A 26,143-nucleotide genomic window follows, 5' to 3' on the forward strand; every position below is an offset into this window, starting at 1 on the left:
AATGGAGGAGCGCATCGTGGTCGATGTGGAATCGTTCCGTACCTCGATCCGAGCGGAGGGGTCTCGCCTGTATCGCGACCTTCCGTGGCGCCGTACGCGCGATCCCTATGCGATCTGGTTGTCGGAGGTCATGCTTCAACAGACCCAGGTGCCCCGCGTCCTGACGCGTTGGCAGGAATGGCTCGAGCGCTTTCCGAGCGTCGAGGCCTTGGCTGCTGCCGATACGGCTGACGTGCTGGCTGCGTGGCAGGGCATGGGCTATAACCGCCGTGCCCTGGCGCTTAAATCGGCTGCCGAGATCGTGACGCGCGAACATGATGGCGTGTTTCCCCCCGACGCCGCCGCGCTTCGCGCGTTGCCGGGAATCGGTCCTGCGACCGCCCAGGGTATTCGGGCCTTCGCGTTCGACCTGCCGGGTGTGTACCTCGAGACGAATGTCCGCACGGTGCTGCTGCACCACTTCTTCCCCGATGTGCCGGGTGTGTCCGACCGCGAGCTTATCCCGCTTGCGGAGGCGACGTGTCCGGCGTCGCCCGATGGGGGGTTCAATGCGGGCGTTTCGTACGCTGAGCCCCAAGATGAGCAGGATACGCCGCGTTCGTGGTATTACGCGCTGCTCGATTACGGTGCCTACCTCAAAAAGACGATCCCCAATCCCTCGCGACGGTCGAGCACGTATACGCGGCAGTCGCGGTTCGAGGGGTCGCGTCGGCAGAAGCGCGCGCACATCGTGCGGATGCTGCTGGATGCGCGCGCGTCGGGGGCGGGGGCGCTGTCGCTCGACGAGGTGCGTGCGGGTCTGGACGAGTTTGAGCTCGGCGCCGGGCGCGAGCGCGTGGGGGAGTCCGATGTCGTGTCGATTCTGGACGATCTGGTCCGCGAGGGCTTCGCGCGCACGGTCGACGGAGCATGGATCATCGCCTAGACCGAGGATGGCGGGCTGCGAAGGTACCCGGTCGGCGGGCGTAAAAACACCCCAGGGGTTATTTGACATTGGGGCGTGCATTGCACGCCCCAATGTCAAATAACCCCTGGGGTGTTTTTACGCCCGCCGACCGGGAAGCCGGTGATTTTACGCCCGCCGACCCTCGGCCATGGCAGCCGGTGCCGAATCGGCTGCGAGCGGTGGGGTGTGTAGCGTCGGTGGAGTTGGGTATACGACCATTGGGTGGAATGATTTCTTATTAGGAATCATTTACAATAAGGGCACCGAAGCACACCGCCTTCGGATCCTGCAACACAGAGGAGGAGCTACCAATGGACTTCGAGAATTCCCAGACCAAGAAGAACCTCGAGACTGCTTTCGCCGGCGAGTCCCAGGCCCATACCAAGTACCGTTACTACGCGTCCAAGGCCAAGAAGGACGGTTACGTGCAGATCTCCAACATCTTCATGGAGACGGCGCTCAACGAGTCCGAGCATGCCAAGCTCTGGTTCAAGTACCTGCATGACGGCGCGGTGCCCGACACCCTGACCAACCTCAAGGATGCCGCTGCGGGCGAGAATTACGAGTGGACGACCATGTACGACGAGTTCGCCAAGACCGCCGACGAGGAGGGCTTCAAGGAGATCGCCGCCAAGTTCCGTGGCGTCGGCGCCGTCGAGAAGGCTCACGAGGAGCGCTATCTCAAGCTCGCCGAGCGCGTCGAGAAGGGCGAGGTCTTCACGCGCGAGGGCGTCAAGGTGTGGAAGTGCGGCAACTGCGGTCACCTGCATGTCGGTCCCACCGCTCCCGAGCTGTGCCCGGTCTGCGCGCACCCGAAGAGCTACTTCGAGGAGCATGTGGTCAACTACTAAGATCGTCTCGATCGAATCGACGGGCCCGAAGGTCCTCCCCGTATCGCCGTTGCCATGCGGCATCGGCGATACGGACAAGGAGGCCTTCGGGTCTTCGTGTGTAAGCCCGACGTCATGACGCCGAGCACGCTTGTTCCCCACCGTCCCTATGGTGCCGCTCACACCATTTTGCGTGACTGGTATATGCCAGATTGCGTACATTGATAGCTAACTGACAAAACGACCTCGACACGATTCCGGGTCGTGACGGTGCGGGGGATAACATCATGAGGGTTTCGATTATCTGCGTCGGAAACGACTTCCATGGCGACGACGGGTTCGGTCCGGCGGTCGCGGCGTATCTGTCCGAACGGTATATGCTGCCTGCAGGCGTCGAGGTGATCTCGCACCTGGATTTCGGACGTGCGCTCGTGGCCGATCTCATGGCGTGCGAGGCCGCGGTCGTCGTGGGCGCGTTCGACGACGCAGCGGCTCCCGTCGGTTCGCTGGTCGCGTTCGGCACCGATGATCCCGACCGTGTCGCGGGCATGACCTCAACGCTGGACATGAATTTCGCCGACGTTTTGAACCTGACGCGCGCGCTTGGGATCGATTGCTCGCGTATCCGCTGCTTCGGGGCGCAAATCGATCGGGAGCGCGGGCTTACCGGTACGGGCATGTCGGAACGTGTCGAGGCCGCGGTGGCGCCCTGCGCCCGTGCGATCGCCCGCTATCTCGGTGAGGCGTACTGGCTCACATGTGTCGACTATTGGGCGATGACCTCGGATACGCGGGCACTCGTGGCGGATCCGGCGGCCTATGCCCGTGCCGTGTTGGATGTGCGCGGCATGTCCGACCAGCTCGATGCGGTGGTGTCCGAGCTCGGGGTGGAGCCCATGCCCGATTACAAGATCGACGAGGTGATCGATCGCATCTTCGGGGAACGCCAGGCTGCGTAGCGCCGTGCATCCGTAGGGCGAATAGAACTTGACGGCGGTGGGGTGCGCCCTCCACAATAGACGAACCCTCCTCCAAGCACGCCCCGAACGGAGGCGTGCCCATGAACTTGTTTATCGATGCCGTTCGGCAACAGCAACCTCCTGCGCCAGACCGCCGGCGCGGGCGAGAACGTGTGCCGACCCGGGATGAGGACGCTCGATCGTATCGGGATGCATCTGCTCCCGAGACGGATGATCGCAGGCGATCCGCGGCCCGAGGTGTGCCCGACGATCGTGTCGAAGATACGGAGCACGAGGTCAGCCAGGAATTCTATCGCGACGAGATCGCCTTCGACAGGCGTCGGACGCGTCGTCGCCGGAGGCGCGGCGTGCTGCGCGCGCTGGCGGTGCTGGTGCTGATACCCGTGGTGCTGGTGGCGGCGTTCCTCGTCTCGTACGTGCTGACCTGCATCGCGGGTGGTGCAACGCCCGACGAGGTCGTCGAGCTGCTCGGCGGCCTGTGGGAGCGCGTGCGCGGCGCGGCGTTCGATCTCGCCCGTCAGCTCGCAGGCGTCGGGTGATCGATGTGGATGGGGCGATGTGCGGTGGCACCCGGTCGCCGCCGCTCGACGCGCGGGGCCGTCCCCTATAATGGCAGGAGCGCGCGTCCGTGCGATATGCGGACGGGAAGAGACGGGAGACGATGCGTGCAGACGGAACTCATGGTAATCATCGCGGTGCTCACCGTCGTCATCTGCATCTTGGCCGTCGTGGGCACCTTCGCGCTCATGCGCCTGTCCAGGGAGCAACGCGAGCGCTGGCGGAAGGCGGATGGCGATGCGCGCGATGCGGCGCAGCTCGCGGCCTCGCTCGAAGCGATCTCCGCCTCGCTCGCGCAGGCGAACACCGCCCTCGCGGCCCTGTCGCACCAGGCCGCCGGCTCGGCTGCGGTCGACGCGGAGCGCTACGACGCTATCGCGCGGGAATTCAACCGCTCCGTCGTCCGCATGGATGCCTTGCGGCGCGAGATGCAGACGCAGCTCGGACGGAACCGTGACACCGTGGATGTCAAGCTCGACGAGGTGCGCTCGACGGTCGACCGGCAGCTCGGCGCGATCCGCGAGGACAACGAGAAACAGCTCGACCGTATGCGCGCGACGGTCGACGAAAAGCTCCAGGCGACGCTCGAAAACCGCTTGACCCGTTCGTTCAAGCAGGTGAGCGACCAGCTCGAGGCCGTCTACAAGGGTTTGGGCGACATGCAGGGCATCGCCGCCGGTGTCGGCGACCTGAAGCGCGTGCTGTCGAACGTAAAGACGCGCGGCATGCTCGGCGAGGTGCAGCTCGGCGCCATCCTGGCGGACATCCTGTCGCCCGAGCAGTATGCGCAAAACATCGCCATCAAGCCGGGGAGCTTCGAGCGTGTGGAGTTCGCGGTTAGGATTCCCGTCGAGGGGTCCGAACCGGTCTGGCTGCCGATCGACGCGAAGTTTCCCGGCGACACCTACGAGCATCTGCGGGATGCGGTGGAGGCGGGCGACACCGAGGGTATCGCCGCCGCGCGCAAGCAGCTCGAACAGCGCATCCGCGCCGAGGCGCGAGACATCTCGACCAAGTACATCTCGGTGCCGGCAACCACGAACGTCGCCATCATGTTCCTGCCCTTCGAAGGGCTTTACGCCGAGGTGGTCGACATGCCGGGGCTGATCGAGTCGCTCCAGCGCGACTACCAGGTGAGTGTTGCTGGCCCGTCGACGATGGCGGCGATCTTGAACAGCTTGCAGATGAGTTACCAGACCTTCGCCTTCCAACGGCGTGCCGACGAGATCCAGCAGGTGCTCTCCGCCGTGAAGGCGGAGCTGCCCCGCTACCAGGCGGCGCTGCAGAAGGCTTACGACCAGATCAACCGTGCGGGGTCGACCGTGGAAACCATCATGACGACGAGGACCCGTGCGATCGAGCGCAAGCTGCGCGCCGTGACCGCTATGGATGACGAGCGCACCGCCGCGCGGCTGCTGGAAGAAGGAGATGCGACCGAGCTGTTAGGTGACGGCGCGGCGCCGGATGCGATCGAGGATGGGGAGGTCGATGCGTGATGCCGAGGGAGACCAACGCGGCGAAGCGCGCGCGGGCGATCGAGGTCTGCGAGCGCCTGAACAGGCGCTACGGGCCGGTCGAGTGCTTTTTGGACCACGCGAACCCGTTCCGGCTGGTCATCGCGGTGCTGCTGTCCGCCCAGACGACGGATGCCCAGGTCAACAAGGTGACGCCGGTGCTGTTTGAGAAGTGGCCGACGCCCGAGGCGATGGCCGGCGCCACGCCCGCCGAGGTCGCCGAGGTCATCAAGTCGCTCGGGTTCTACAAGACCAAGGCCAAGCACTGCGTGGAGTGCGCGCAGATGATCGTCGCGGATTACGGCGGCCAGGTGCCGGACGACATGAAAGAGCTCGTCAAGCTTCCCGGCGTGGGACGTAAGACGGCCAACATCGTGATGAACGTCGGGTTCGGCATCGTCGAGGGCATCGCCGTGGACACGCATGTCAATCGCATCGCGCATCGGCTGAAGCTCTCGCCCAAGACCCATGCCAAGGAGCCGCTCAAGACCGAGCAGGATCTGCTCAAGATCTTACCGCGCGAGTATTGGAACGACGTGAACCACCAGTGGATCATGCTCGGTCGCGAGATCTGCGACGCGCGCCGCCCGCTGTGCAGCGAGTGCCCGCTGGCGGACATCTGCCCGAGTGCGAGCGTGGCGGTCAAGTAAGGGCATGTGCGCCCTATGAGGTGGACTGGGCCGATTCCTTGCAAGAAAGGATGACGCCTATGAGCACGACCGATGTATACGCATTGTTTGTTCTTGTACGTACGGCTATCGCTCTTGGCTTGGAAATAGGTCGAAGAAGATAGCCGCCCCCCGCCTAAGCGGAAGCGGCCACGCTCCACCCTATAACAGTTCCGGAGTCGGCCAAACCCGTGGTCGCGGGTGCCGCCCATCTCATAGGGTAGCACGCGTTCGTTCTGCGCACGGGCTCGCGGGATGCCGGTCCTACGGTACGGTCAGCGCGTGGGGCGGATTGCGGTCTCGTAGAGCGAGAAGAAGCCGGGGATCTGGCGCGTCTCGGTGTATTCGACCATGATGCCCTCGGCGTCGAAGGCGTTGCCGCGCACCACGGCGAGCGCGTTGTACCCGGCAAGGTCGAGGTTCGCCTTGTCGGCGTCGTTGACGCCTTCCACGGTGATCGTCCGCTTGCTCGTGACGATCCGCATGCCCAGCTCGCCTTCCAGATAGGCGTAGACCGACCGGTTGACGACCTCGGGTGTGAGGCCGGGGACACGCTCTGCCAGGTAGTAGCTCTCGTCGGTTCCCACGGCCTTACCGTCGGCATAGCGGACGCGCAGGATATGGGTGAGCAGGCTGCCCGCGGGGAATCCACTCACGTCGCTCAGCTCGTCGTCCGCCTCGATCTGCTCGCAGACGGCGCATTCGGTGCGAGGGGTGAAGCCGCGACGACGGGCGATCTCGGCGAAGGTCTCGAGTCCGTCGTAGCCGCGGGCTCCTCCATGTGCGGGTCGCGGATCACGCGAACGCCTTTGCCCTGTTGCGACTGGACGTAGCCGTCCTCGGCGAGCATCCTGATTGCGCGCCGGACCGAGCTGCGCGAGCAGCCGTAGTGGGCGGTGAGCTCGGCTTCCGACGGCAAAAACGACTGGTAGGCGTATGCGCCGCGCTCGATGCGCGACTTGAGGTCCCGATAGATATCCTGAAAAACCGCTTTTGGCATGATATGTCCATCCTGTTCGTACAACACTATCGAGTTTCAGACAATCCGCAGGTAAAGTCAACCGAGCGAAATGCTTCCTCAAGCGGCACGCCCGGTCACGCAAACATGTTCGTACAAGTATCGCGCTCACGGGGGATTATCGACCGTTTACCGGAGGGCGTCGCTTGTCCGTTGATTTGTACGAACAAGCGACGCATGATACAGGCATAACTTGTACGAACATGTTTGGCAGTGCGGCCGGCAGCGCATCTGAGCAGGGGACATGCAGGTTATCATCGAAGTCATGCATCGGGTTTCGCCTATCCGATCGCACAAGCTAGAAAGGAGGAGGGCTACCATGATGCAAAAGATCCAGAAGTTCGGCGGCGCCATGTTCACGCCGGTGCTTCTGTTCGCCTTCGCGGGCGTGGTGATCGGTCTGGGCACGTTGTTCACGACCGAGGTCATCTTCGGCTCCCTGGCGGCCCCCGACACGCTGTGGTACGGCGTGTGGAACGTGATCTTGCAGGGTGGCTGGACGGTCTTCAACCAGCTGCCGCTGTTGTTTGCCGTGTCGCTGCCCATCGGCCTTGCCAACAAGCAGAACGCACGCTGCTGCATGGAAGTGCTCGTCGCCTACCTCACCTTCAACTATTTCGTATCAACGATGCTCTCGCAGTGGGGACCGACGTTCGGCGTCGACTTCGCCGCCGAGACCGGCGGCTCCAGCGGTCTTGCCATGGTCGCGAGCATCAAGACGCTCGATATGGGCATGATCGGCGCGCTCGCCATCTCCGGTATCGTCATCGCGCTGCACAACAAGTTCTTCGATTTCGAGTTGCCCGAATGGCTCGGCGTCTTTTCGGGATCCACGTTCGTCTACATGATCGCGTTCTTCGTGATGCTTCCCACCGCGCTGCTCGCCTGCCTCGTGTGGCCGCACGTCCAGGATGGCATCCGTGCTTTCCAGGGGTTCGTCGCCACGGTCGGTCTTCCCGGCGTGTGGATCTTCGCGTTCCTTGAGCGCGCGCTCATCCCGTTCGGCCTGCATCACCTGCTGTACAGCCCGTTCTACTACGATAACGCCGTGGTGAACGGCGGTATCTACGCGGCCTTCGCCAAGCAGCTGCCCGAGATCGCCGCTTCCTCCGCGCCGCTTACCGAGCTTGCTCCGTATGCCGCCTTCACGTGCTCCACGTGGTCCAAGATGTTCGGATGTCCGGGAATCGCGCTGGCCTTCTACGCGACCGCCAAGCCCGAGAAACGCCAAGAGCTGCTCGGCCTGCTGATTCCCATCACGCTCACCGCTATCTTCTGCGGCGTGACCGAGCCCATCGAGTTCACGTTCCTGTTCATCGCACCCGCGCTGTTTATCGTCCACTGCGTGCTTGCCGCCACGCTCGCCACCGCCATGAACGCGGTCGGCGTGGTGGGCGTGTTCTCCGGCGGCCTCATCGAGATCAGCTCGCTGAACCTCATTCCTCTGTGGGCCAACCACTGGACGACCTACCTCATGGGCCTTGTCGTCGGCCTGGTCTTCACCGGTATCTGGTTCATCGTGTTCCGTACGCTCATCCTCAAGTTCGACTTCAAGACTCCCGGTCGCGAGGACGACGAGGAGGAGATCAAGTTCCGCAGCAAGGCCGAGTACCGCGCCGCCAAGCAGGGTGGCGCCGCCGAGGCGCTGGCAGCCGGCGACACCGCAATCGCCGAGGAGAACCCCTACGCCGTGACCGCCGCCGCGTGCCTGGAGCTGCTGGGCGGCTCCGACAACATCGTCGACGTGACCAACTGCGTGACCCGTCTGCGCGTCAACGTGATCGACGAGACCCGCGTGGGCGAGGACGCCGACTTCAAGAGCATCGGTACGAGCGGATGCATGAAGAAGGGCAAGTCCGTCCAGGTCATCATCGGCCTCAAGGTGCCCAAGGTTCGCGACGAGTTCGAGAAGCTCCTGTAACCGAGGCCCGTGCCCCTCCCGTCGGACGGGACGGTCAGCTGCGAAACCCCGACCGTCCCGTCCGCTTCCAACGCAAGCAACCTGCCCGTCGAATCGGTCGCACCGGCGAGCAACGGCATTTCGAGCGACCGGAACCCAAGGAGGACTGACACCATGTCCAAGAAGTCGTATGCAGTCACCATTGCCGGCGGCGGCTCCACCTTCACCCCCGGCATCGCTCTGATGCTGCTCGAGGAGCACGACCGCTTCCCGGTCGACAAGATCACCTTCTACGACAACGACGCCGAACGCCAGGAGATCGTGGCGAAGGCCTGCGAGATCTACTTCCGCGAGAACGCGCCCGAGATCGAGTTCAACTACACCACCGATCCCGAGACCGCCTTCACCGGTATCGACTTCGTGCTCGCCCACATCCGCGTCGGCAAGTACGCCATGCGCGAGAAGGACGAGAAGATCCCGCTGAAGTACGGCGTGCTGGGCCAGGAGACCTGCGGACCTGGCGGCATCGCCTACGGCATGCGCTCCATCGGCGGCGTCATCGAGATCCTCGACTACATGGAGAAGTGGAGCCCCGACGCGTGGATGCTCAACTACTCCAATCCGGCCGCCATCGTGGCCGAGGCCTGCCGCGTGCTGCGTCCGGACTCCAAGATCATCAACATCTGCGACATGCCCATCGACCTGATGGACAAGATGGCCGTGATGTGCGGCATCAAGGACCGTCGCGAGCTGCAGTACAGCTACTACGGCCTGAACCACTACGGCTGGTTCACCAAGATCTACGATAAGGACGGCAACGACCTTATGCCCGAGATCAAGAAGCACATGGCCAAGAACGGCTACCTCGACGGCATCAGCCACGGGCCCGGCCAGGAGCAGCATATCGACGAGTCCTGGATCCATACCTTCGGCAAGGCCAAGGACGTCTACGCGCTCGACCCCGAGACCATCCCCAACACGTACCTCAAGTACTACGTGTTCCCGGATTACGTGGTCGAGACCTCAAATCCCGAGTACACCCGTGCCAACGAGGTCATGGACGGCCGCGAGAAGCGCGTGTTCGGCGCATGCCGCGAGGTGATCGAGAAGGGGACCGCCAAGGACTGCGGCTTCGAGGCCGATGCGCACGCCACCTACATCGTGGACCTCGCGTGCGCCCTCGCCGAGAACACGCTCGAGCGCTTCCTGCTGATCGTGCCGAACGACGGCGCGGTATCGAACTTCGATCCTACCGCCATGGTCGAGGTGCCCTGCATCGTGGGCAAGAACGGCTACGAGAAGATCTGCCAGGGCCAGGTCCCGCAGTGGCAGAAGGGCATGCTCGAGCAGCAGGTTTCCGTCGAGAAGCTCGTCGTTCAGGCCTGGGTCGAGCACAGCTACCAGAAACTGTGGCAGGCGCTGTCGCTGTCCGCGACCGTGCCTTCCGCCAAGGTCGCCAAGCTCATCCTCGACGACCTGATCGAGGCCAACAAGGGCTACTGGCCCGAGCTGCACTAAGGCTTGTGCGAAGGAGGGGCGGGCGCCGTGCGCTCACCCCTCCTTCGGGCTTCGCGGGGTTGCGCCGCGGGGTTCGGGGCCCGTCGCACCGCGAAATCGGTGCGGAAACCCCTGCGGATCTCGCTGCGGGACCCGGAATGGGGCAATTTGTTCAGATATGAAGGTTTACGAGCCGTCGATTCGATCGAAATGCGACGCGTGAATGGCGCGCCGGCGAGCGGGATAACATGTTACATTGCGATTGATATAGCAAGTTGGGACCGTACGTCGCACAGGTCATTGCTAAGGTGCCTTACCATACTTCAAATCGCTCTTTTCGACCGTTCAAACCTTCATATCTGAACAGATTGCCCACATGGAGTGGGAAGTCGGTACAATCGGGTCGGTTTCGTGGTATGCCGCCCGCCTGAGAGGGGACATCATGGCAAAGATGAGTCGCGCGCAAGCTGCCGCCCGGGGCACCAAGCGGGATGCCGATCGCACGGTGGGTGCTGCGGTCGTCGCGGCAGGGCCGAGCCGGAATCTGCACGCTCGCCCGCAGTCCACCTACGAGGCGCGCACCGCCAAGATCTTCACCGTGGTGCAGGTGCTGCTCGTGGTGGTTCCCGTGGCTATGCTCGGTTACGTGTGGCTGGCTGGCGGCGGTTCCGTCGACGGCCTGCGCGACGCCATGGAGCAGAACCCGACGATCACCGTCTCGTTCATCTCCGCCATGTGCCAGCCGCTCGTGGCGTGGTTGCTCAAGTTCGTGCGCGATCACTACCAGGCGGGCGACGGCGGATATGCCGCCGGCAACCTCATCGCCCTCATCTGCGGCGAGCTCATGCTGCAAAACGCCGTGGGCGTGTTGGGTTGCGCGTTGCTGCTGTGGCGCATCTGGAAGAAAATCCCCGGCGAGCTGGCCGCGTGGAAGGAGGACCGCGGGCTGGGCGGCATGGCGGCCGATCTGTCCGGCGCGGTCGTGGTCTGCGTGGTCGGCGCGCTGTGCGCCTTTGCGACGTGGCGGATCGGGCTGGCGTAAACGTTGCGTTATGCGCGGGTAAGGGGCGCGGGTGTCGTGGTGGCGAGTGGCCTTCGGCGCGCAAACATTTCGAAAAGATGCGGGACGTCGTGCCAAACCGACTGCCGTGATGGTACTATCCGCGTGGCAAAAATGATGGAACCGGGCCGGAAGCATATGCGCATCCGGCCCGTATGCTGAGGAAAGGGCAGAGTGCCCGTGAAGAAGAGTCTGATCGCCCTCGCCATGGGCGCGTTCGTGCTGGGCTTCGCCGAGTTCGTCATGATGGGCATCCTGCCCGTGGTGGCCGAGGGCGTGGATGTGAGCGTCGCGTGGGCGGGCAACTTCATCACCGCGTACGCCGTGGGCGTGTGCGCGGGTGCGACGATGCTCGTGGTGGGGCGCTGCGTGCCGCCGCGCACGCTTATCGTCGCGTTCATGGCGATCTGCGCCGCGGGCAACGCGCTGTCCGCGGCGTCGGGCGACCCCACGATGCTACTCGTCGGTCGCTTTATCGCCGGCCTGCCGCACGGGGCGTTCTTCGGCACGGCGACGCTCGCCTCCAAGATGCTCGCCGACCCGGGTCGCGAAGGTCAGGCGGTGGCGACGATGGTGCTCGGGCAGACCGTCGCCAACATGATCGGCGTGCCCGCCGGCACGCTCATGGCGAGTATGTTCTCGTGGCATGCACCGTTCGTGTTCGCCGCCGCGTGGGCGGTGCTCGCCGCCGTGCTGATCATGCGTTTCGTGCCGACGCTCGACGCCATCCCCGACGCGGGTCTGGCCGGTCAGTTCGCCTTTCTGAAGGCTCCGGGCCCCTGGCTCATCCTGGGCGCGGTGCTGCTCGGCAATACCGGCATCTTCTGCTGGTGGAGCTATGTGTCGCCGTGGCTGCAGCATATGGGCGGCTTTGCCGAGACGGCCGTGCCGATGCTGCTCGTGCTCGCCGGCGCGGGCATGGTCGTGGGCTCCACGCTCGGCGGGCGCGCGGGCGACCGTAAGAGCCCGGGTGTCGCCGCAGCGGCGGGTCAGGCCATGGCGGGCGTGGCGCTCGTGCTCATCTTCCTGTTCGGTCGTGGGCAGGTGCTGTGCGCGCTGTTCATGTTCCTCGTATCGGTGGGCCTGTTCTTCGTGTCCAGCCCGCAGCAGATCCTCATGGTCGAGGTCGGCGAGGGTGGCGGCGAGCTGCTCGGCGGCGCGTGCGTGCAGATCGCCTTCAACGGCGGCAACGCCATCGGCGCGCAGGTTGGCCAGATGGTGCTCAACACCGGGGCTGCCTACAATTGGATCGGGCTCGCTGGCGTGCCGTTCTCCATCGTGGCGGTGCTGCTTTTGCTCGCGTTCGCCAAGCGCTACGAGCGCTCCTACCATCTCAAGGCAACCGGCCGCGCCTGATGCAGAAGCGCGCGTGGGAAAATAGTGCCTGTCCCCATGTTCCCACGCGGGAAAATGGGGACAGGCACTATTTTCCCACGCGCGCTTTCACGTGCTGGGGTCATGCCGTTGCGCTGGGGCGCGTGACCACGAGGCGCGCGGAGAAGAACTTAGGAATCTGATGCGACTCGATGCGCTCGAACATGATGCGCGCTGCCAGCGTCTTGTCGGCGACAAGCCGCTCGAACGTAAGCAGTTCGGTCGTGGGGAAGAGCCTGCGAGCGTCTCGGCCTTGTGGATGGTAATAGACGTCAGATGTGATTTCACGCGGCGAGCCGATGTCCGCCGGAGTTCGGTGAGGTACGATAGCGGGCGATAAACGATTCGCGTGGGAAAAAGGTGCCTGTCCCCATTTTCCCGCGGACGGGAGATACGCATGCTCATACACCGCATCGCGGCGCAGCTCTATACGGCCGAGGCGCTTCAGACCATCGAGGCGGCGCTTGCCGAGGGTCAAGACGCCACGCTCGCCGTGTCACAGTCCGGGCGCACGCTCATGCTGGCCGCGCAGTTCGCGCGCGCCCCGCGGCCCACGGTCTACATCGTGTCGGGCGAGGACGCCGCCGATCGCGCCGCGCGTTCCCTTGCCGCCTACGTGGGCCTCGAGCATGTCGTGCGCTTTCCCGAGCGGACCGACTACCCGTGGAAGGCCAAGGCCGACGATGCCGTCGTGGCAGCACGTTGCGCCGCGCTCGGGCGGGTGGCGAGCGGCGAGCCCGTCATCATGGTGACTTCGGCCCGTGCCCTGCTGCGTTGCGTGCCCCCGCGCGAGAGCCGCTACTGGGCGTCGACCACCTTCGCGGTGGGCGAGGAGGTCCCCTACGAGGAGGTGCCCGCGCGCCTGGTGGGCATGGGCTACACGAACGCCGACGCCGCCGACGCGCCGGGTTTGTTCCGCGTGCATGGCGATACGGTCGACGTGTTCCCCGCTCAGGCGACCGCTCCGGTTCGCATCGAGTTTTTCGGCGACGAGATCGACCGCATCCGCCGGATGGTGAGCTCCACGGGGCAGACCATCGGCGACGAGGACGCCGTCGAGATCTTCCCCGTGCGCGAGCTCGCACTGACCGACGACGCCGTCCGTCGCATCTCCGCGGCCCTGTACGCGCCCGCAAAAAACGACACCGAGCTCGCGGCGATGCTCGAGATGATCAAAGCGCGCATCGTCACGCCCGAGCTCGACCGCTTCATGCCGCTCATGTACGAGAGCACGGCCAGCCCGCTGGCGCACGTGAGCTACGACGCGCTCGTGGTGCTCTCCGAGCCGCGCAGTCTGTTCGACGACTGCTCGCGCGCCTACGAGGACCTGGAGCGACGCGCGGGCGAGGCCAAGATCTCGCACCTGGACGGCCTGTACGTGCGCCCCCAGCAGCTCGACTTCGGCCGCCAGCAGCGCTTGAACTACGTTTCGCTCATCCGGGCGGGCGGCGCGGTGACCGCCGAGCTCAAGATCGAGCAGCCGGCGCTCGCGGGCTCGGACAACCGCTTCATCTCCCGCATCCAGGAGGTCGTCAACAATCATTACGCCACGGTCTTCGCCATCCCCGACCGCGGTGCGCGCGAGTCGATGGAGCTGTCGTTTACCGACGAGTCGATCCCCTTCGAGGAGTCGCTCCAAAACGCGCCGGAAAACGCCGGTGCCGTGGCGGGCGGTACGCAGGTGAGCGTCACCCTGCTCAAGCGGGACGCCGACAAGCTCAACGCCGCGGACCTCTCGCATGCGCCCGCCATCACGGTGCCCACGATCACGCGTGGTCGCGTGACCTTCGTGGACGTGCCCATCCCCTCGGGCGTGGTGGTGCCCGACGCGCATCTGGCGGTGTTCAGCCTCGCCGACCTCAACGCGCGCATGGACGCCAAGCGCGCCCGCGGTCGCGCGCGGCGCCACGTGGACATCACCGAGGTCACCTTCCCGTTCAAGCCGGGCGACTACGTCGTGCACGCCACGCACGGCATCGCCCTGTTCTCCGAGATCGTGCGCCAGGAGGTCGCCGGACGAGAGCGCGACTACTTCTTGCTGGAATACGCCGGCGGCGACAAGCTCTACGTGCCGCTCGAGCAGGTCGACCGCATCTCGCGCTACGTGGGCCCCGACGGCGCCAACCCGCGCCTCACCCGTCTGAACACCGCCGACTGGAGCCGCGCGACCACCAAGGCGCGCAAGAGCGCCAAGAAGCTCGCCTTCGACCTCGTCGACCTGTACACGCGCCGCAGCTCCATCACGGGCTTCGCCTTCGGGCCCGACACGCCCGAGCAGATCGAGATGGAGGAGAGCTTCCCCTACGAGCCCACACGCGACCAGCTCGAGGCCATCGCCGACATCAAGGGCGACATGGAGAGCCCCAAACCCATGGACCGTCTGCTGTGCGGCGACGTGGGCTTCGGCAAGACCGAGGTCGCCCTGCGCGCGGCGTTCAAGTGCGTGGACGGTGGGCGGCAGGTCATGGTCCTGTGCCCCACGACGATTCTGGCGCAGCAGCATTTCGAGACGTTCTTCGAGCGGTTCGCGCCGTTCGGCGTGGAGGTCGAGGTCCTGTCGCGTTTCCGCACGCCGGCGCAGCAGAAGCGTGCGCTCGCGGCGTTCGCGGAAGGCAAGGTCGACGTGCTCGTGGGCACGCATCGCCTGCTGTCGGCCGACGTGAACCCGCACAACCTGGGCCTCGTGATCATCGACGAGGAGCAGCGCTTCGGCGTACAGCACAAAGAGCAGCTCAAGAACCTGCGCGAGCAGATCGACGTGCTCACGCTGTCGGCCACGCCCATTCCGCGCACCATGCAGATGGCCATTTCGGGCGTGCGCGACATGAGCCTCATCACCACGCCGCCCACCGGCCGCCGGCCGGTCGTGGTGCACGTGGGCGAGTACGACCCCGACGTGGTGAGCGCGGCGATCCGCTTGGAGCTCGGGCGCGGCGGGCAGGTCTACTACGTGTCCAACCGCGTGAAGACCATCGACGACGCGGTCGAGCGCGTGCACGACGTGGTGCCCGAGGCGCGCGTGGGCGTGGCGCACGGCAAGATGAGCCCGCGCGAGGTCGAGGACGTGATGGTGCAGTTCGCCACGGGCGAGATCGACGTGCTGGTGGCGACCACGATCATCGAGAGCGGCATCGACAACCCGCACACCAACACGCTGATCATCGAGGATTCGCAGCGCTTGGGCCTCGCACAGCTCTACCAGCTCAAAGGCCGCGTCGGCCGCAGTGCCACGCAGGCGTACGCCTACTTCATGTTCCCCGGCGAGCTGCCGCTCACCGAGGAGGCAACCGAGCGCCTGACGGCGCTGTCCGAGTACCAGGATCTGGGCAGCGGCATGCGCATCGCGATGCGCGACCTGGAGATTCGCGGCGCGGGGTCGCTCGTGGGCGCCGAGCAGCACGGCAACCTGTCGAGCGTTGGTTTCGACCTGTTCACGCAGATGCTGGGGCAGGCCGTGGCCGAGGCACGCGGCGAGGGCGGTACCGACCTGGAGCAGGCACAGGTAGCCATCAACCTGCCGGCCGACTTCTATCTGTCCGAGGAGTACCTGCCGGCGGTCGACCATCGCGTGCTCATCTACCGCAAGCTCGCGGCTGCCGACTTGCTGTCGGTCGTGGACGAGGTGCAGGAGCAGACCGAGGCAAGCTTCGGCGAGCTGCCGCTGGCGGCGGCGAACCTGTTCGATCGCGCGCGCATCCGCATCCGGGCGGAGCGCCTGGGGCTCGAGAGCATCTCGCTCACGCAGGGACGCTTGGTCTATCAGGGGATCGACGTGCCCAAGACGGTGGCGTTCGACCTCAAGGGCAGACTCGGGGCGATCAACTACCCCAAGAGCCGCAAGTTCACGGTGCCGGCCCGTGCCGGTGCGGGTGCGGGATCGGGTATCGGTCGCGGCGTGGACACCGGCGAGAACGGCTCCGGCGTGGTTGCCGCGGCGTTGGCGATCCTCGTGCAGCTCGGAGCCTCGGGCGACGACGACTAGTCGGCAGGCGACAAGATGGGGCCAGGTGCAAACTTGTCGCTTGCCGACAAGTTTGCACCTGGCCCCATCTTGTCGCCGTCGTGTCGGCGCTATACTGAGGGCACAGTGCCCGCGTTCGCAAGGAGTTGCGCATCATGGCATACGAACAGGACCGGCGCGGCGTCGACCAGATCAGGCGCCTCGGTCGCTATGTTCTCATCCGGCGGCTCATCACGCTGTGCTGCGTCGGTATCGCCGCTTTGCTCCAAGCCTTCGTCATCCGCGTGTTCGTCGAGCCCGCCAACCTGCTGTCGGGCGGCTTTACGGGCCTTGCCATCCTCATCGACCGCATCACGCAGCTGTTCGGCGTGAGCTTTCCCACGTCGGCGGGTATGATCGCGCTCAACATCCCCGTCGCCCTCCTGTGCTGGAAAAGCATCAGCAAGCGGTTCGTGATCTTCTCGATGATCCAGGTGTTCCTGGCGAGCTTCTTCTTGCAGTTCGTTCCCTTCGAGCCGCTGCTCGACAACACGATCCTGTGCGTGCTGTTCGGCGGCGTGCTCAACGGCCTCGCGATCTCCATCGCGCTCAAAAGCGGCGCCTCGACGGCGGGTACCGACTTCATCGCCCTCATGGTGTCCAACAAGACCGGCAAGACCATCTGGGGTCAGGTGTTCCTGTTCAACTGCGTGATCCTGATCGTGTTCGGCACGATCTTCGGATGGGAGCACGCGGCGTACTCCATCGTGTTCCAGTTCCTGTCCACCAAGACGATCGACAGCTTCTACCACCGCTACGACCGCGTGACGCTGCAGATCGCCACCTATCACGCCGACGAGGTGCTCGAAGCCTATAACGACGTGTTCCACCACGGGTCGACGTGCTTCGAGGCGTACGGCGGCTACAGCAAGAAACCCGTGACCTTCATCGTGAGCGTCGTGTCCTCCTACGAATCGGAGGACGTGATCCGGCTGGTCCGGCATGTGGACCCACGCGCCGTGATCAACGTGACCAAGTCCGAGAACTTCGTGGGCAATTTCCACCGTGCGCCCGCCGACGAGCCCCTGCCTACCGAGGTCGACGAAACGCCGGCAAACGACCCTGTGCTCGAGCTTGCCTCCACGATCCGCCGCGGCATGGAGCAATCGACCGATGCTCTGGAACAGACTGCCGCTGCCCGCGCCGAGCGCGTCGCCGAGGGCCTCGCCGACGCCGCAGATCGGCTTATCGAGAAGTAGCCCGCTGGCTTTCGGGTGACGTTTACAGTCTCAAGATGTTCCGTCCCGTATCGCTCAGGCGGAAAACCGGCGGTCTTTTGCTCACCCTTACGATGAGGTTCGCCGAGATAAGCTCATCAAAGGACTTGCGCGCCGTTGGCCTGCTCACGCTCAGCCACGCGGCGACATCCGCCATACGTGTTTCGTGGAACGCGTCGAACAGCTCCATCTGCGCCGCGTAAAAGAGGACGTCGAGCGAGCGTTCGGACAGGTCGAGTTTGCAGTGGGCGATGCGTTCCTCGAGCTCGTCGAGCAGATGGCGCTTTTCATCGAGTTCGGCGATAAGCTGCTCTTGCGCCTCTGAAACGAGCCCGAGCATCGTCATGACGAAATGCGTGCCCTCCGCGCGATTGAGCTTTCGCTCAGCTGTGTCGAATGCACGATAGTAGACGCTTTTGTGTTCGGCGATCGTTCTTGACAGCGATAAAACGGTGGGCTGGGAAAGCGGCTTGCTGAGGTGCAGCGCGAGCAGATAGCGGCCCGTCCGTCCGTTCCCGTCGTAAAACGGGTGGATATAGCCGAACAGGAAATGACAGAGCAGCGCGCTGTATGTCTCCGGAATAGCTTCGGAACGTGAGAGCTCAAGCCATTGTGTGAGCATCTCCTCGATCTTCGCCTCCGGGGAAACACCGACATGCACAACCTTTCCGGTTCCGGTTTCGACCACGACCTGCCCTGTACGGAACAGGCTGTCGCCCAGCTTATCCTTCTCGTCCAGAGCGTCCACCACAATCGCGTCATACGAGCTGCGGATATCTTGAAGGGTGCGCGGGGGCTGAGGGTTGTCGATGAGTCCGAGGTAGAGTTTCGCGAACTCGAAGAACGGTGCATGGCGGCCCGGTGATCCGCCGAATGCCGATTCGCGTTGCGCCTCCTCGAGTGCCAGCTCGATATCGCGACGCGTACTGTGCACGCCTTCGATCTCGTTGCTGCAGACCACCTCATCCATGATGAGCGTCCGAATGTAGGCGCCGAGCGCCGTGGTTGGAAGGCTGCGCCACAGAGCGGATACCTTGCGTTCCCGCCTGAGCACCTGCTCGTTCATCAATGACAGTTCACGCGGGACAGCGAGGAACAGCTCTCCTGTATCCAGATGGATTCCCGTGCGGAATGTCGATTCGCTCTCGAGTCGCTGTTTGAGTAAGAGCTCATGTTTTTTGTATCTATCGGAGGAGCTGTCAGCATAGAAGAGCTTTTCAAGCGTTGCGTATGCCATATTCCCTCCTCAAATCAAGCTTTCTTTCCGATAGTCTAGCTTATTCCCGTGCTATCGGAAAGAAATCGCGAATTCTTTCCGATAGCGTTGGATTGCCCGCGTCTATCGGAAAAAATCCGACGATTCTTTCCGATAGCTATGGAATAGGGGAGCCCATCGGCAACCGGAAGCCGTTTCTTTCCGATAAGGGGGGTTGCCGTGATCCGCGGAGAGCCGATCGCCTGTCGTGCGCAACCGGCTTGGGATCACAGCCCGCGTCGGCAGCGCCGTTCGTGCTCAGCGCTACCTGCCGTCGTCCTGCAGCAGGGCGCTGCGCTTGCGGGTGGTCGACGAGCGCGGCGGCAGCTTGTTGGGGTCGGGTACGGCGGTCGGCACCGGTTCGTCCACGTGACCGTGCCACCAGCCGCCGATGAAGTTGTCGGTGCGCAGGATGTTGATCACCACGCCGGGGTCGATGTCGCGCATGAGCTTGACGATGTCCTCCGACTCATAGGTGGAAACTACCGCGTGCAGCAGATACATCTTTTCGCGGCTATACCCGCCGATGATCTCGGCGCAGCTGATGCCGTGCTGGAAGCGCTCGATGTAGGCGGTCATGATCTCGTCGGCGTACTTGGTGGTCACCTGCAGGGTGACACGGTCGTAGCGGTGGTAGAAGCTGTCGATCGATTTGGTCGAGATGAACTGGAAGACGATGGCGTACGCAGCGTTGTCCCAGCCGAACAGCGCGCCGAAGATCACGAGCACGATGCAGTTGCCCGCGAACACGAAACCCCAGATGGTCTTGCCGGTCCGGTTGGACACGAGCAGTGCGATGAAATCGGTGCCGCCCGTGGACGCACCCGCCTTGAGCGCGAGCGCGATGGAGATGCCCGACAGGAAGCCGCCGAACACCACGAGCAGCATCTTGTCATCGAGCAGCGGTTCGAAGTGGAACACCTGCAGAAACAGGGAGGACAGCGCAACCTGCATCATGGAGAACAGCACGAAGCGATGGCTGATGCTCTTCCAGCACATGATGGCCACGGGGATGTTGAGCGCGAGCATGCCGAGCGAGGTGTCGATGCGCACGCCGCCAAGCGAGGTGATGCGGTCGAGCAGTACGGCGATGCCGGTGAATCCGCTCGGCAGCAAGTCGGCGGGGTTCACGAACGCCTGGATGAGGAACGCCTGGAGCAGGGCCGACGCCGTGACGGCCACCGCGGTGATGATGCGGCGGACGACGGTGAGACGTGCGAGTTCGAGCGCGCGGTCGGAAAGGGTGTCGGCGGCTGCCACGGGTTCCTCCTTATGGATCTAGCTGGATATCGCGCCGATTCTACCTGTGTAGCTGCGCAAAAGGCAAGGCTTCCGATAGGCGATACGCTTCCGCCACGACGTCCACATACTGGGGTTTTATTCCGCCGCTCGGGCAGCGCACGGCGCGCAATCGCCCCCGGCCGGTGGAGCGTCCCTGTCGTATAATCCACTGACACGGACACAGCGCTGGATTTTGCCGCGCCGCGGGCGCGGGCGCATGTGAGGCGAGAAGGGCGGAGGTGGCAAGCGGTATGACCGACATCATGGACGAGGCGAGGCAGACGCTTTCGCGCTACTTCGGCTACGAGAGCTTCCGTCCCGGTCAGGACCGGCTGGTCCAGGCGATTCTCGCCGGTCGCGACGCCCTCGGCGTCATGCCCACCGGTGCCGGCAAATCCATCTGCTACCAGGTTCCCGCGCTCATGCTGCCCGGTATCACGTTCGTGGTGAGCCCGCTCGTCTCGCTCATGGGCGATCAAGTTCGCGCCCTCAAGGCCACCGGCGCCCGTCCGAGCTTCCTCAACTCGTCGCTTTCGCCCGCGCAGCAAAACACGGTGCTCAAGCGCGCCCGCGAGGGTTGGTACCAGATCATGTACGTGGCGCCCGAGCGCCTGCTCGAGCCGCGCTTCCTCGCGTTCGCCCAGGCTGCGGCCGCATCCGATGGCATCGGCGTGCCGCTCGTGGCGGTCGACGAGGCGCACTGCATCTCGCAGTGGGGCCAGGATTTCCGCCCGTCGTACCTGCAGATCGCGCAATTCGTCGACGCGCTGCCCGCACGTCCGGTCGTGGCGGCCTTTACCGCGACGGCGACCGAGCGCGTCCGCGCCGATATCGTCTCGATGCTCGGGTTGCACCGCCCTGAGACCGTGGTGACCGGCTTTGATCGCGCGAACCTCTTCTTCGGCGTGGAGGAGATGGGCGACAAGGCCAAGACGGTGTGGATCCGCGATTACGCGCTCGCCCACGCCGACGAGAGCGGCATCGTGTACTGCTCGACCCGCAAGGCCGTCGACGAGCTGTATCTCAAGCTCGCCCACGCGCTCGAGCCGCAGGGCGTCCATGTGGTGCGCTATCACGCGGGCATGTCCAACGCCGATCGCACGGAAAGCCAGGTCGCCTTCATCAACGACACCGCGCCGGTGATCGTGGCCACCAACGCCTTCGGCATGGGTATCGACAAGCCCAACGTGCGCTACGTGATCCACAACAACGTGCCCGAGAGCATCGAGGCCTACTATCAGGAGGCTGGCCGTGCCGGTCGCGACGGCGATCCGGCGAGCTGCTATTTGCTGTGGAACGGCAACGACTTCCGCCTGCGCCGCTACCTGATCGACCGCGAGTATGAGGGCGACGAGGTCGAGACCGAGGCGCGCGAGTTCGCGCGGCAGAACCGATACCGCCTGCTCAACGCCATGGAGGGCTACTGCCAGACGACAGGTTGTCTGCACGAGTACATCCTGCGCTACTTCGGCGACGAGGGGGCGCTCGGCGTGCACGGGCACGTGGGTGCGGGTGCCGATGCGGGCGATTCCGTGCCCGACGGAGCACCGGCCTTCACAGCGGGGGTGACCTCCGCAGGTTGCGGCACCTGTTCAAACTGCACCACGCCCTACGAGACCGAGGACGTGACCGACATCGCGCGCGCCGCGGTCCAGCTCGTACGCGAGGTCAACGGGCGGTTCGGCCGCGCGACCATCGCCGATGCGCTCCACGGTGCCAACAACGAGAAGATCCGCGGGTACCGTTTGGACGCCACGTCGGGATACGGATCGCTTCGCGCCGAGAAAACCGCCCGCATCAAAGACGTGCTCGGCCAGCTCATCGGACGCGGATACCTGGAGCAGTCGCAGGGCCAGTATCCGGTGGTCGGCCTGGGCCCGCGCGCCGTCGAGGTGCTCGTCGATAGTCCCGAGCAGCCGTTCTCGTTCACGATGAAGCGGCGGGCGGCGTACACGCGAGCCAAGACGCGCGTGCAGCGCGCGGTCGACCGGGTCCGCAGCCAGATCGAGGCCGAGCAGGATGCCGCGTGCGCGCCCACGCGTCCCCATGTGGGCGACGACGCCGAGTTGTTCGAGCGGCTGCGCGAGCTGCGGCGCGATTTTGCCGCCGAGCGCCAGTGGGCGCCGTATATGATCTGCTCGGACAAGGCGCTACGCGGTATGTGCCGTCGCCGTCCGCTCACGCGCGTCGAACTGCTCGAGGTCCCCGGTATCGGCGAGAAGAAGGCCGACGACTTCGGCGACGCGTTCCTGTCGGCCATCCAGCAGTTCGAGGACGAACAGCTGTAAGGATTCGCCGTCTACTGGGGAAGGGTGGCGGCATCGACGGGTCGAAACGTGCCGCCTACCTGCTCAATCAGAGATTGAACCGGACCCCGTGAGATAATCGACCCACGCACGCCGTCCTGATCGGGGGTCATCATGTTCTGTAGGCACTGTGGGAAGAAGTTGCCGGACGACTCGCATTTTTGCACGTACTGCGGCAAGAACGTCGAGGTGGACGACGATGCGGCTCAGGTCGGGGGCGACGCGGCGACCGTCGATGACGGCACGACCTCCGACGCTCGGGAGCCTGCGGACGATGGCGCGTCGGTCGCCGAGCCGTTGAACGATGGGCTCGCCGCGACGGACGCCGCGGTCGGTCGCGATGACGCCGCGAACGCCGGTGCCGCGACAGACACCGCATCCGCCTCCGATGACGCCGCGCACGCCGACGCCGCCGCGCCCCCAGCCGGCTTTACCTCGGATGCCCCCGCTGCGTCGCATGCGCCGAGCGCGTCCCATGCCAACGTCGCATCGACGAAGCGCTGGATACCCATCGCCATCGCGGTGGCGGTCGTGGTCATCGCCGCCATCGGTGTCGGTGTGTTCGTGCAACAGCGCGCCGAGGCCGAGCGCATCGCCCAGCAGGAGCGTGCGGAGCGCGAGCGGGAACAGGAGGAGCGCCTCGAACGGCTTTCGATCGCCCACGATGTGAGAATCGGTGTTTCCGCAAACGGATGGGATACCGATGACGGCAGCGCGCCGCTGCCGGTGCATGTCGAGGGGATGACCGACGCCGGCGACACCTACGAGGAGATCCAATTCGTCGACGGCGCCGGCGACGGCATCTCGCTTTTGCCGGGAACCTACACGATCGACGTCGCTGCATCGCCCTTTGCGGAATACGGGCGCATGTACGATTACACGGTCGACCCGTTCACGGTCGAGGTCGATGACGACCTCGAGGAAAAGACCCTGATCGACCTGTCGGATGAGATTCAGATCGAGCTCACCTATCCCGACAACCTCACGGAAGACGGTATCGAGCGGGCGCGCGAGATCGCGCTGAACGGCGGCTACGACGAGGCCGATGAGCTGGCGGACAAGGCGTACGAGCGCTATTTCGACGACGATGACGACGATGACGACCGCACGCCCTCCTCATCCACGAGCTCCTCGGGTCTCAACACGAAGACCTACGACGGCGACTTCTTCGAGATCGACTTGCCCGCAGCATGGGAGATCAATGTCGCCAGCGGTGGCGGGGACGTGCTTGCGCGTCATTCCATCAAGCTCGAGGGCGAGACCATCCTGACGATCGACGTCATGATGGGCGACGAGGACGTTTCCGGCACTATCACCGATGCGGGCGGCATGGAAAAGCTCGGGGTGACAAGCGACGGCAACGCGGTCATCGCCGTGCGCGGCAACGGGACCGTCGCCTACAACAGCATGGAGCTTATCGCGCAGACGCTCAAGACCATCGACATCGACTAGCTGCCGAGGATCGAACCGAAAAGCAGCGCGGGCGCATGAAGTCGCCCGCGCCGCGTGCTGTATGCGGCGTTGTGCTATCGCCGGCCGCCTTGCTTCGTCGTACTATCGCGGACCGCGCCCGCTCGCTGCGTGTTCCGCCCTACCACCAGGTCAGGCGCGCGATGTTGTCGCGAATGTGCTCGCAGCTGGCGTGGAAGCCCTCGCGCTCGCCGTCGGACAGGTCGAGCTCGAGCACCCGCTCCACGCCGTTGCGCCCGATGATGCACGGCAGCGACGAGAAGATCCCCTCCTCGCCGTATTGGCCGGTGAGCAGCGTGGATGCGGCGAGCACGGCGTGCTCGTCGTGGAAGATCGCCCCGACGAGTCGCACGGCGGCGCCGGCGACCGCGTACTCGGTGCAGTGCTTGCCCGCCATGGTCACGTAGCCGCCGCGTCGTGCGAGCTCCTCGATCTCAGCAAGATCAAAGCCGAAACGCTCGGGGTCGGCGGTCTCGAGCTCGGACAGCGGCACGCCGGAGATGCTCGCGGACTTCCAGGCGGCGATTTGCGAGAACCCGTGCTCGCCGATCATGTAGGCATCGATCGACTTGGGGTCCAGCCCGCCACAGGCAAGCGAGATCTGCGAGCGCAGGCGCGCCGAGTCAAGACCCGTGCCGCTGCCGATGATGCGCGCGGGATCGTAGCCGGTCAGGTGCCAGATCTCGGTCGCCACGACGTCGCAGGGGTTGGCGATGGTAAGCCAGATGCCCGCGAACCCGGCATCGACCACACGGTTGGCGAAGGTTCGACACGCGTCGGTGGTGTAGAACAGCTCGCCGTCACGGTTGGTGGACGACAGCGAGACGTCGCCCGCGGCGTTGACGATGATGCCGCAGTCGGCGAGCTCCTCATAGGCGTCGCCGCAGTTCACGATCGCGGCGTTGTAAGGGCAAAACGCCAACGAGTCGCGCAGGTCCTGGACCTCGGAGGCAAGCTTTTGCGCATCGATGTCGCACAGGCGCAGCTCGTCGACGAGCCCCTGCAGCAGCAAGGTGTTGGCGACATGCGCCCCCACGTGTCCCAATCCGATGATACCGACCGTCCGCGTGCCGCTCATAGTGCCGCCTTTCTTTCGAGCTCTACCTGCTCCCCATTGTAGCGCGGTACAATGGACGAACCGAACGCATCGTCCGTCCGACCCGCCCGGCAAGCGCCATCCCGCCGGGCACAAGGAGATCAGTCCCATGCCGATTCGCATTCCCGACGCGCTGCCCGCCACCGAGACGCTCAAAGGCGAGAACATCTTCGTCATGACCGAGTATCGGGCCATCCATCAGGATATCCGTCCGCTGCATGTGCTGATCTTGAACCTCATGCCCACCAAGATCGCCACCGAGACCCAGATCATGCGCAAGCTGTCCAACACGCCGCTGCAGATCGAGGTCGAGCTCATGCGCACCAAGAGCCACGAGGCGACGCACGTGGCGGCAAGCCACCTCGAGACGTTCTACCGCACCTTCGACGAGGTACGCGACCGCCACTACGACGGCCTCATCATCACCGGTGCGCCGGTGGAGCAGATGCCGTTCGAGCAGGTCGACTACTGGCCGGAGCTCTGCGACATCATGGCATGGTCGACGACCAACGTGCACTCCACGCTGCACATCTGCTGGGGAGCGCAGGCGGGGCTGTACTACCACTACGGGATCGACAAGTACGACCTGCCGGCCAAGGCGTCCGGCGTATTCGGACACCGGCTGGTCAAGCCGTCGAGCCCGCTCGTGCGCGGCCTGGACGACCGCTTTTGGGCGGTGCACTCGCGCAACACCGGTGTGCGTCGCGAGGACGTGGAGGCCGTGCCCGAACTCGAGGTCATCGCGGTGTCCGACGAGGTCGGGCTGTATATCGTCAAGTCCACGGACAGTCGGCGGTTCTTTATCTTCGGCCATCCCGAGTACGACGCCGATACGCTGCGGCTCGAGTACGAGCGCGACGTCAAGCGCGGCATCGATCCCGAGATCCCGGTCAACTACTTCCCCGACGACGATCCCAGCCAGCCGCCGCTCAATGTCTGGCGATCCCACGCGCAGTTGCTCTACACCAACTGGCTCAACTACTACGTCTACCAGACCACGCCCTACGACATCCGCCAGGCCGGAGGCGCGCAGTAGCGGCGCCGGACGGCGCCGCGAGTGCGTTTTTCTCGCCGCTGCGGCCCCAGGTGGGCAATTTGTTCAGATATGAAGGTTTGAGAGGCCAAAATCCGGCCGGAGTGTGGCAGACGAAAGCTGTCGTTTCAAGTTGCTTA

20 protein-coding genes are annotated in these 26,143 nt (G+C 64.6%); 15 read left to right on the forward strand and 5 right to left on the reverse strand.

Features of this window, described 5'->3' with window-relative positions; translation table 11 throughout:
* Position 1 precedes the first annotated feature (1 nt).
* From I6E04_RS07870 to nth, 6 genes are all read left to right on the forward strand, one after another.
* A complete protein-coding gene (locus tag I6E04_RS07870) occupies positions 2–925 on the forward strand; it encodes an adenine glycosylase (RefSeq protein WP_419179994.1) in 924 nt (307 codons plus the stop codon).
* Positions 926–1,257: 332 nt separating this feature from the next.
* Positions 1,258–1,797 (forward strand): rubrerythrin, encoded by a 540-nt coding sequence (gene rbr, locus I6E04_RS07875; protein ID WP_235422640.1) that lies wholly within the window; start codon positions 1,258–1,260, stop codon positions 1,795–1,797.
* Positions 1,798–2,063: 266 nt separating this feature from the next.
* Positions 2,064–2,735: a hydrogenase maturation protease gene (locus tag I6E04_RS07880; RefSeq protein ID WP_235422641.1), complete on the forward strand. Its 672-nt coding sequence runs from the start codon at positions 2,064–2,066 to the stop codon at positions 2,733–2,735.
* 260 nt (positions 2,736–2,995) lie between these two features.
* Positions 2,996–3,295 carry a hypothetical protein gene (locus I6E04_RS07885; RefSeq protein WP_235422642.1) on the forward strand — a complete coding sequence of 100 codons (300 nt, stop codon included), beginning with the start codon at positions 2,996–2,998 and terminating at the stop codon, positions 3,293–3,295.
* 141 nt (positions 3,296–3,436) lie between these two features.
* Positions 3,437–4,810: a DNA recombination protein RmuC gene (locus I6E04_RS07890; protein WP_235422643.1), complete on the forward strand. Its 1,374-nt coding sequence runs from the start codon at positions 3,437–3,439 to the stop codon at positions 4,808–4,810.
* A complete protein-coding gene (gene nth / locus I6E04_RS07895; protein WP_235422683.1) occupies positions 4,810–5,478 on the forward strand; it encodes an endonuclease III in 669 nt (222 codons plus the stop codon). The genes I6E04_RS07890 and nth overlap by 1 nt, the downstream gene beginning before the upstream one ends.
* Before the next feature lie 293 nt (positions 5,479–5,771).
* On the opposite strand, the gene I6E04_RS07900 is transcribed toward nth, so the two are convergent.
* Complete coding sequence (locus tag I6E04_RS07900; protein WP_235422684.1) at positions 5,772–6,233, reverse strand: UTRA domain-containing protein; 462 nt, start codon at positions 6,231–6,233, stop codon at positions 5,772–5,774.
* Complete coding sequence (locus tag I6E04_RS07905) at positions 6,158–6,496, reverse strand: GntR family transcriptional regulator (protein ID WP_235422685.1); 339 nt, start codon at positions 6,494–6,496, stop codon at positions 6,158–6,160. The genes I6E04_RS07900 and I6E04_RS07905 overlap by 76 nt, the downstream gene beginning before the upstream one ends.
* Positions 6,497–6,833: 337 nt before the next feature.
* On the opposite strand from I6E04_RS07905, the gene I6E04_RS07910 reads away from it, so the two are divergent.
* The 6 genes from I6E04_RS07910 to I6E04_RS07935 all read left to right on the forward strand — a co-directional run bounded on the left by I6E04_RS07910 (position 6,834) and on the right by I6E04_RS07935 (position 17,544).
* Positions 6,834–8,435 (forward strand): alpha-glucoside-specific PTS transporter subunit IIBC, encoded by a 1,602-nt coding sequence (locus I6E04_RS07910; RefSeq protein WP_235422644.1) that lies wholly within the window; start codon positions 6,834–6,836, stop codon positions 8,433–8,435.
* A 153-nt stretch (positions 8,436–8,588) separates the two neighbouring features.
* Positions 8,589–9,932, forward strand: a complete 1,344-nt coding sequence (locus tag I6E04_RS07915) for a 6-phospho-alpha-glucosidase (RefSeq protein WP_235422645.1) — start codon at positions 8,589–8,591, stop codon at positions 9,930–9,932.
* Positions 9,933–10,353: 421 nt separating this feature from the next.
* The gene (locus I6E04_RS07920) at positions 10,354–10,953 is read left to right on the forward strand and encodes a hypothetical protein (protein WP_235422646.1); all 600 of its coding nucleotides are present in this window, start codon (positions 10,354–10,356) and stop codon (positions 10,951–10,953) included.
* Positions 10,954–11,151: 198 nt separating this feature from the next.
* Positions 11,152–12,327 carry an MFS transporter gene (locus I6E04_RS07925; RefSeq protein ID WP_235422647.1) on the forward strand — a complete coding sequence of 392 codons (1,176 nt, stop codon included), beginning with the start codon at positions 11,152–11,154 and terminating at the stop codon, positions 12,325–12,327.
* A gap of 415 nt (positions 12,328–12,742) precedes the next feature.
* Complete coding sequence (gene mfd / locus I6E04_RS07930) at positions 12,743–16,327, forward strand: transcription-repair coupling factor (RefSeq protein ID WP_235422648.1); 3,585 nt, start codon at positions 12,743–12,745, stop codon at positions 16,325–16,327.
* 134 nt (positions 16,328–16,461) lie between these two features.
* Complete coding sequence (locus I6E04_RS07935; RefSeq protein ID WP_235422649.1) at positions 16,462–17,544, forward strand: YitT family protein; 1,083 nt, start codon at positions 16,462–16,464, stop codon at positions 17,542–17,544.
* A gap of 22 nt (positions 17,545–17,566) precedes the next feature.
* Here I6E04_RS07935 and I6E04_RS07940 read toward each other — a convergent pair whose 3' ends face one another.
* Both I6E04_RS07940 and I6E04_RS09895 read right to left on the reverse strand, forming a co-directional pair.
* Positions 17,567–18,799: a Fic family protein gene (locus I6E04_RS07940; protein WP_235422650.1), complete on the reverse strand. Its 1,233-nt coding sequence runs from the start codon at positions 18,797–18,799 to the stop codon at positions 17,567–17,569.
* Between the two features lie 282 nt (positions 18,800–19,081).
* Complete coding sequence (locus I6E04_RS09895) at positions 19,082–20,077, reverse strand: YitT family protein (RefSeq protein ID WP_235422651.1); 996 nt, start codon at positions 20,075–20,077, stop codon at positions 19,082–19,084.
* A gap of 272 nt (positions 20,078–20,349) precedes the next feature.
* Here I6E04_RS09895 and I6E04_RS07950 point away from each other — a divergent pair, with 272 nt between their 5' ends.
* Both I6E04_RS07950 and I6E04_RS07955 read left to right on the forward strand, forming a co-directional pair.
* Positions 20,350–22,386: a RecQ family ATP-dependent DNA helicase gene (locus tag I6E04_RS07950; RefSeq protein ID WP_235422652.1), complete on the forward strand. Its 2,037-nt coding sequence runs from the start codon at positions 20,350–20,352 to the stop codon at positions 22,384–22,386.
* A 132-nt stretch (positions 22,387–22,518) separates the two neighbouring features.
* Positions 22,519–23,856, forward strand: a complete 1,338-nt coding sequence (locus tag I6E04_RS07955) for a zinc ribbon domain-containing protein (protein ID WP_235422653.1) — start codon at positions 22,519–22,521, stop codon at positions 23,854–23,856.
* 139 nt (positions 23,857–23,995) lie between these two features.
* Here the strand turns inward: I6E04_RS07955 and I6E04_RS07960 are convergent, their stop codons facing one another.
* Positions 23,996–24,952 (reverse strand): L-lactate dehydrogenase, encoded by a 957-nt coding sequence (locus I6E04_RS07960; protein WP_235422654.1) that lies wholly within the window; start codon positions 24,950–24,952, stop codon positions 23,996–23,998.
* A gap of 127 nt (positions 24,953–25,079) precedes the next feature.
* Here I6E04_RS07960 and metA point away from each other — a divergent pair, with 127 nt between their 5' ends.
* Entirely contained in the window at positions 25,080–26,006 is a 927-nt protein-coding gene (metA, locus tag I6E04_RS07965; protein ID WP_235422655.1) for a homoserine O-acetyltransferase MetA, read from the forward strand.
* Positions 26,007–26,143 lie beyond the last annotated feature (137 nt).

This window comes from Collinsella tanakaei (assembly GCF_021531055.1).
Lineage (GTDB): Bacteria > Actinomycetota > Coriobacteriia > Coriobacteriales > Coriobacteriaceae > Collinsella > Collinsella tanakaei_B.

Excerpts from the sequence above, each read along its gene's own strand:
- I6E04_RS07920 (WP_235422646.1), top strand. The coding sequence starts at position 10,354 with ATGGCAAAGATGAGTCGCGCGCAAGCTGCCGCCCGGGGCACCAAGCGG.
- I6E04_RS07890 (WP_235422643.1), top strand. The coding sequence starts at position 3,437 with ATGGTAATCATCGCGGTGCTCACCGTCGTCATCTGCATCTTGGCCGTC.
- I6E04_RS07905 (WP_235422685.1), bottom strand. The coding sequence starts at position 6,496 with ATGCCAAAAGCGGTTTTTCAGGATATCTATCGGGACCTCAAGTCGCGC.
- I6E04_RS07915 (WP_235422645.1), top strand. The coding sequence starts at position 8,589 with ATGTCCAAGAAGTCGTATGCAGTCACCATTGCCGGCGGCGGCTCCACC.
- I6E04_RS07960 (WP_235422654.1), bottom strand. The coding sequence starts at position 24,952 with ATGAGCGGCACGCGGACGGTCGGTATCATCGGATTGGGACACGTGGGG.
- I6E04_RS07870 (WP_419179994.1), top strand. The coding sequence starts at position 2 with ATGGAGGAGCGCATCGTGGTCGATGTGGAATCGTTCCGTACCTCGATC.
- I6E04_RS07955 (WP_235422653.1), top strand. The coding sequence starts at position 22,519 with ATGTTCTGTAGGCACTGTGGGAAGAAGTTGCCGGACGACTCGCATTTT.
- I6E04_RS07880 (WP_235422641.1), top strand. The coding sequence starts at position 2,064 with ATGAGGGTTTCGATTATCTGCGTCGGAAACGACTTCCATGGCGACGAC.
- nth (WP_235422683.1), top strand. The coding sequence starts at position 4,810 with ATGCCGAGGGAGACCAACGCGGCGAAGCGCGCGCGGGCGATCGAGGTC.
- metA (WP_235422655.1), top strand. The coding sequence starts at position 25,080 with ATGCCGATTCGCATTCCCGACGCGCTGCCCGCCACCGAGACGCTCAAA.
- I6E04_RS07950 (WP_235422652.1), top strand. The coding sequence starts at position 20,350 with ATGACCGACATCATGGACGAGGCGAGGCAGACGCTTTCGCGCTACTTC.
- mfd (WP_235422648.1), top strand. The coding sequence starts at position 12,743 with ATGCTCATACACCGCATCGCGGCGCAGCTCTATACGGCCGAGGCGCTT.
- I6E04_RS07935 (WP_235422649.1), top strand. The coding sequence starts at position 16,462 with ATGGCATACGAACAGGACCGGCGCGGCGTCGACCAGATCAGGCGCCTC.
- rbr (WP_235422640.1), top strand. The coding sequence starts at position 1,258 with ATGGACTTCGAGAATTCCCAGACCAAGAAGAACCTCGAGACTGCTTTC.
- I6E04_RS07910 (WP_235422644.1), top strand. The coding sequence starts at position 6,834 with ATGATGCAAAAGATCCAGAAGTTCGGCGGCGCCATGTTCACGCCGGTG.
- I6E04_RS07940 (WP_235422650.1), bottom strand. The coding sequence starts at position 18,799 with ATGGCATACGCAACGCTTGAAAAGCTCTTCTATGCTGACAGCTCCTCC.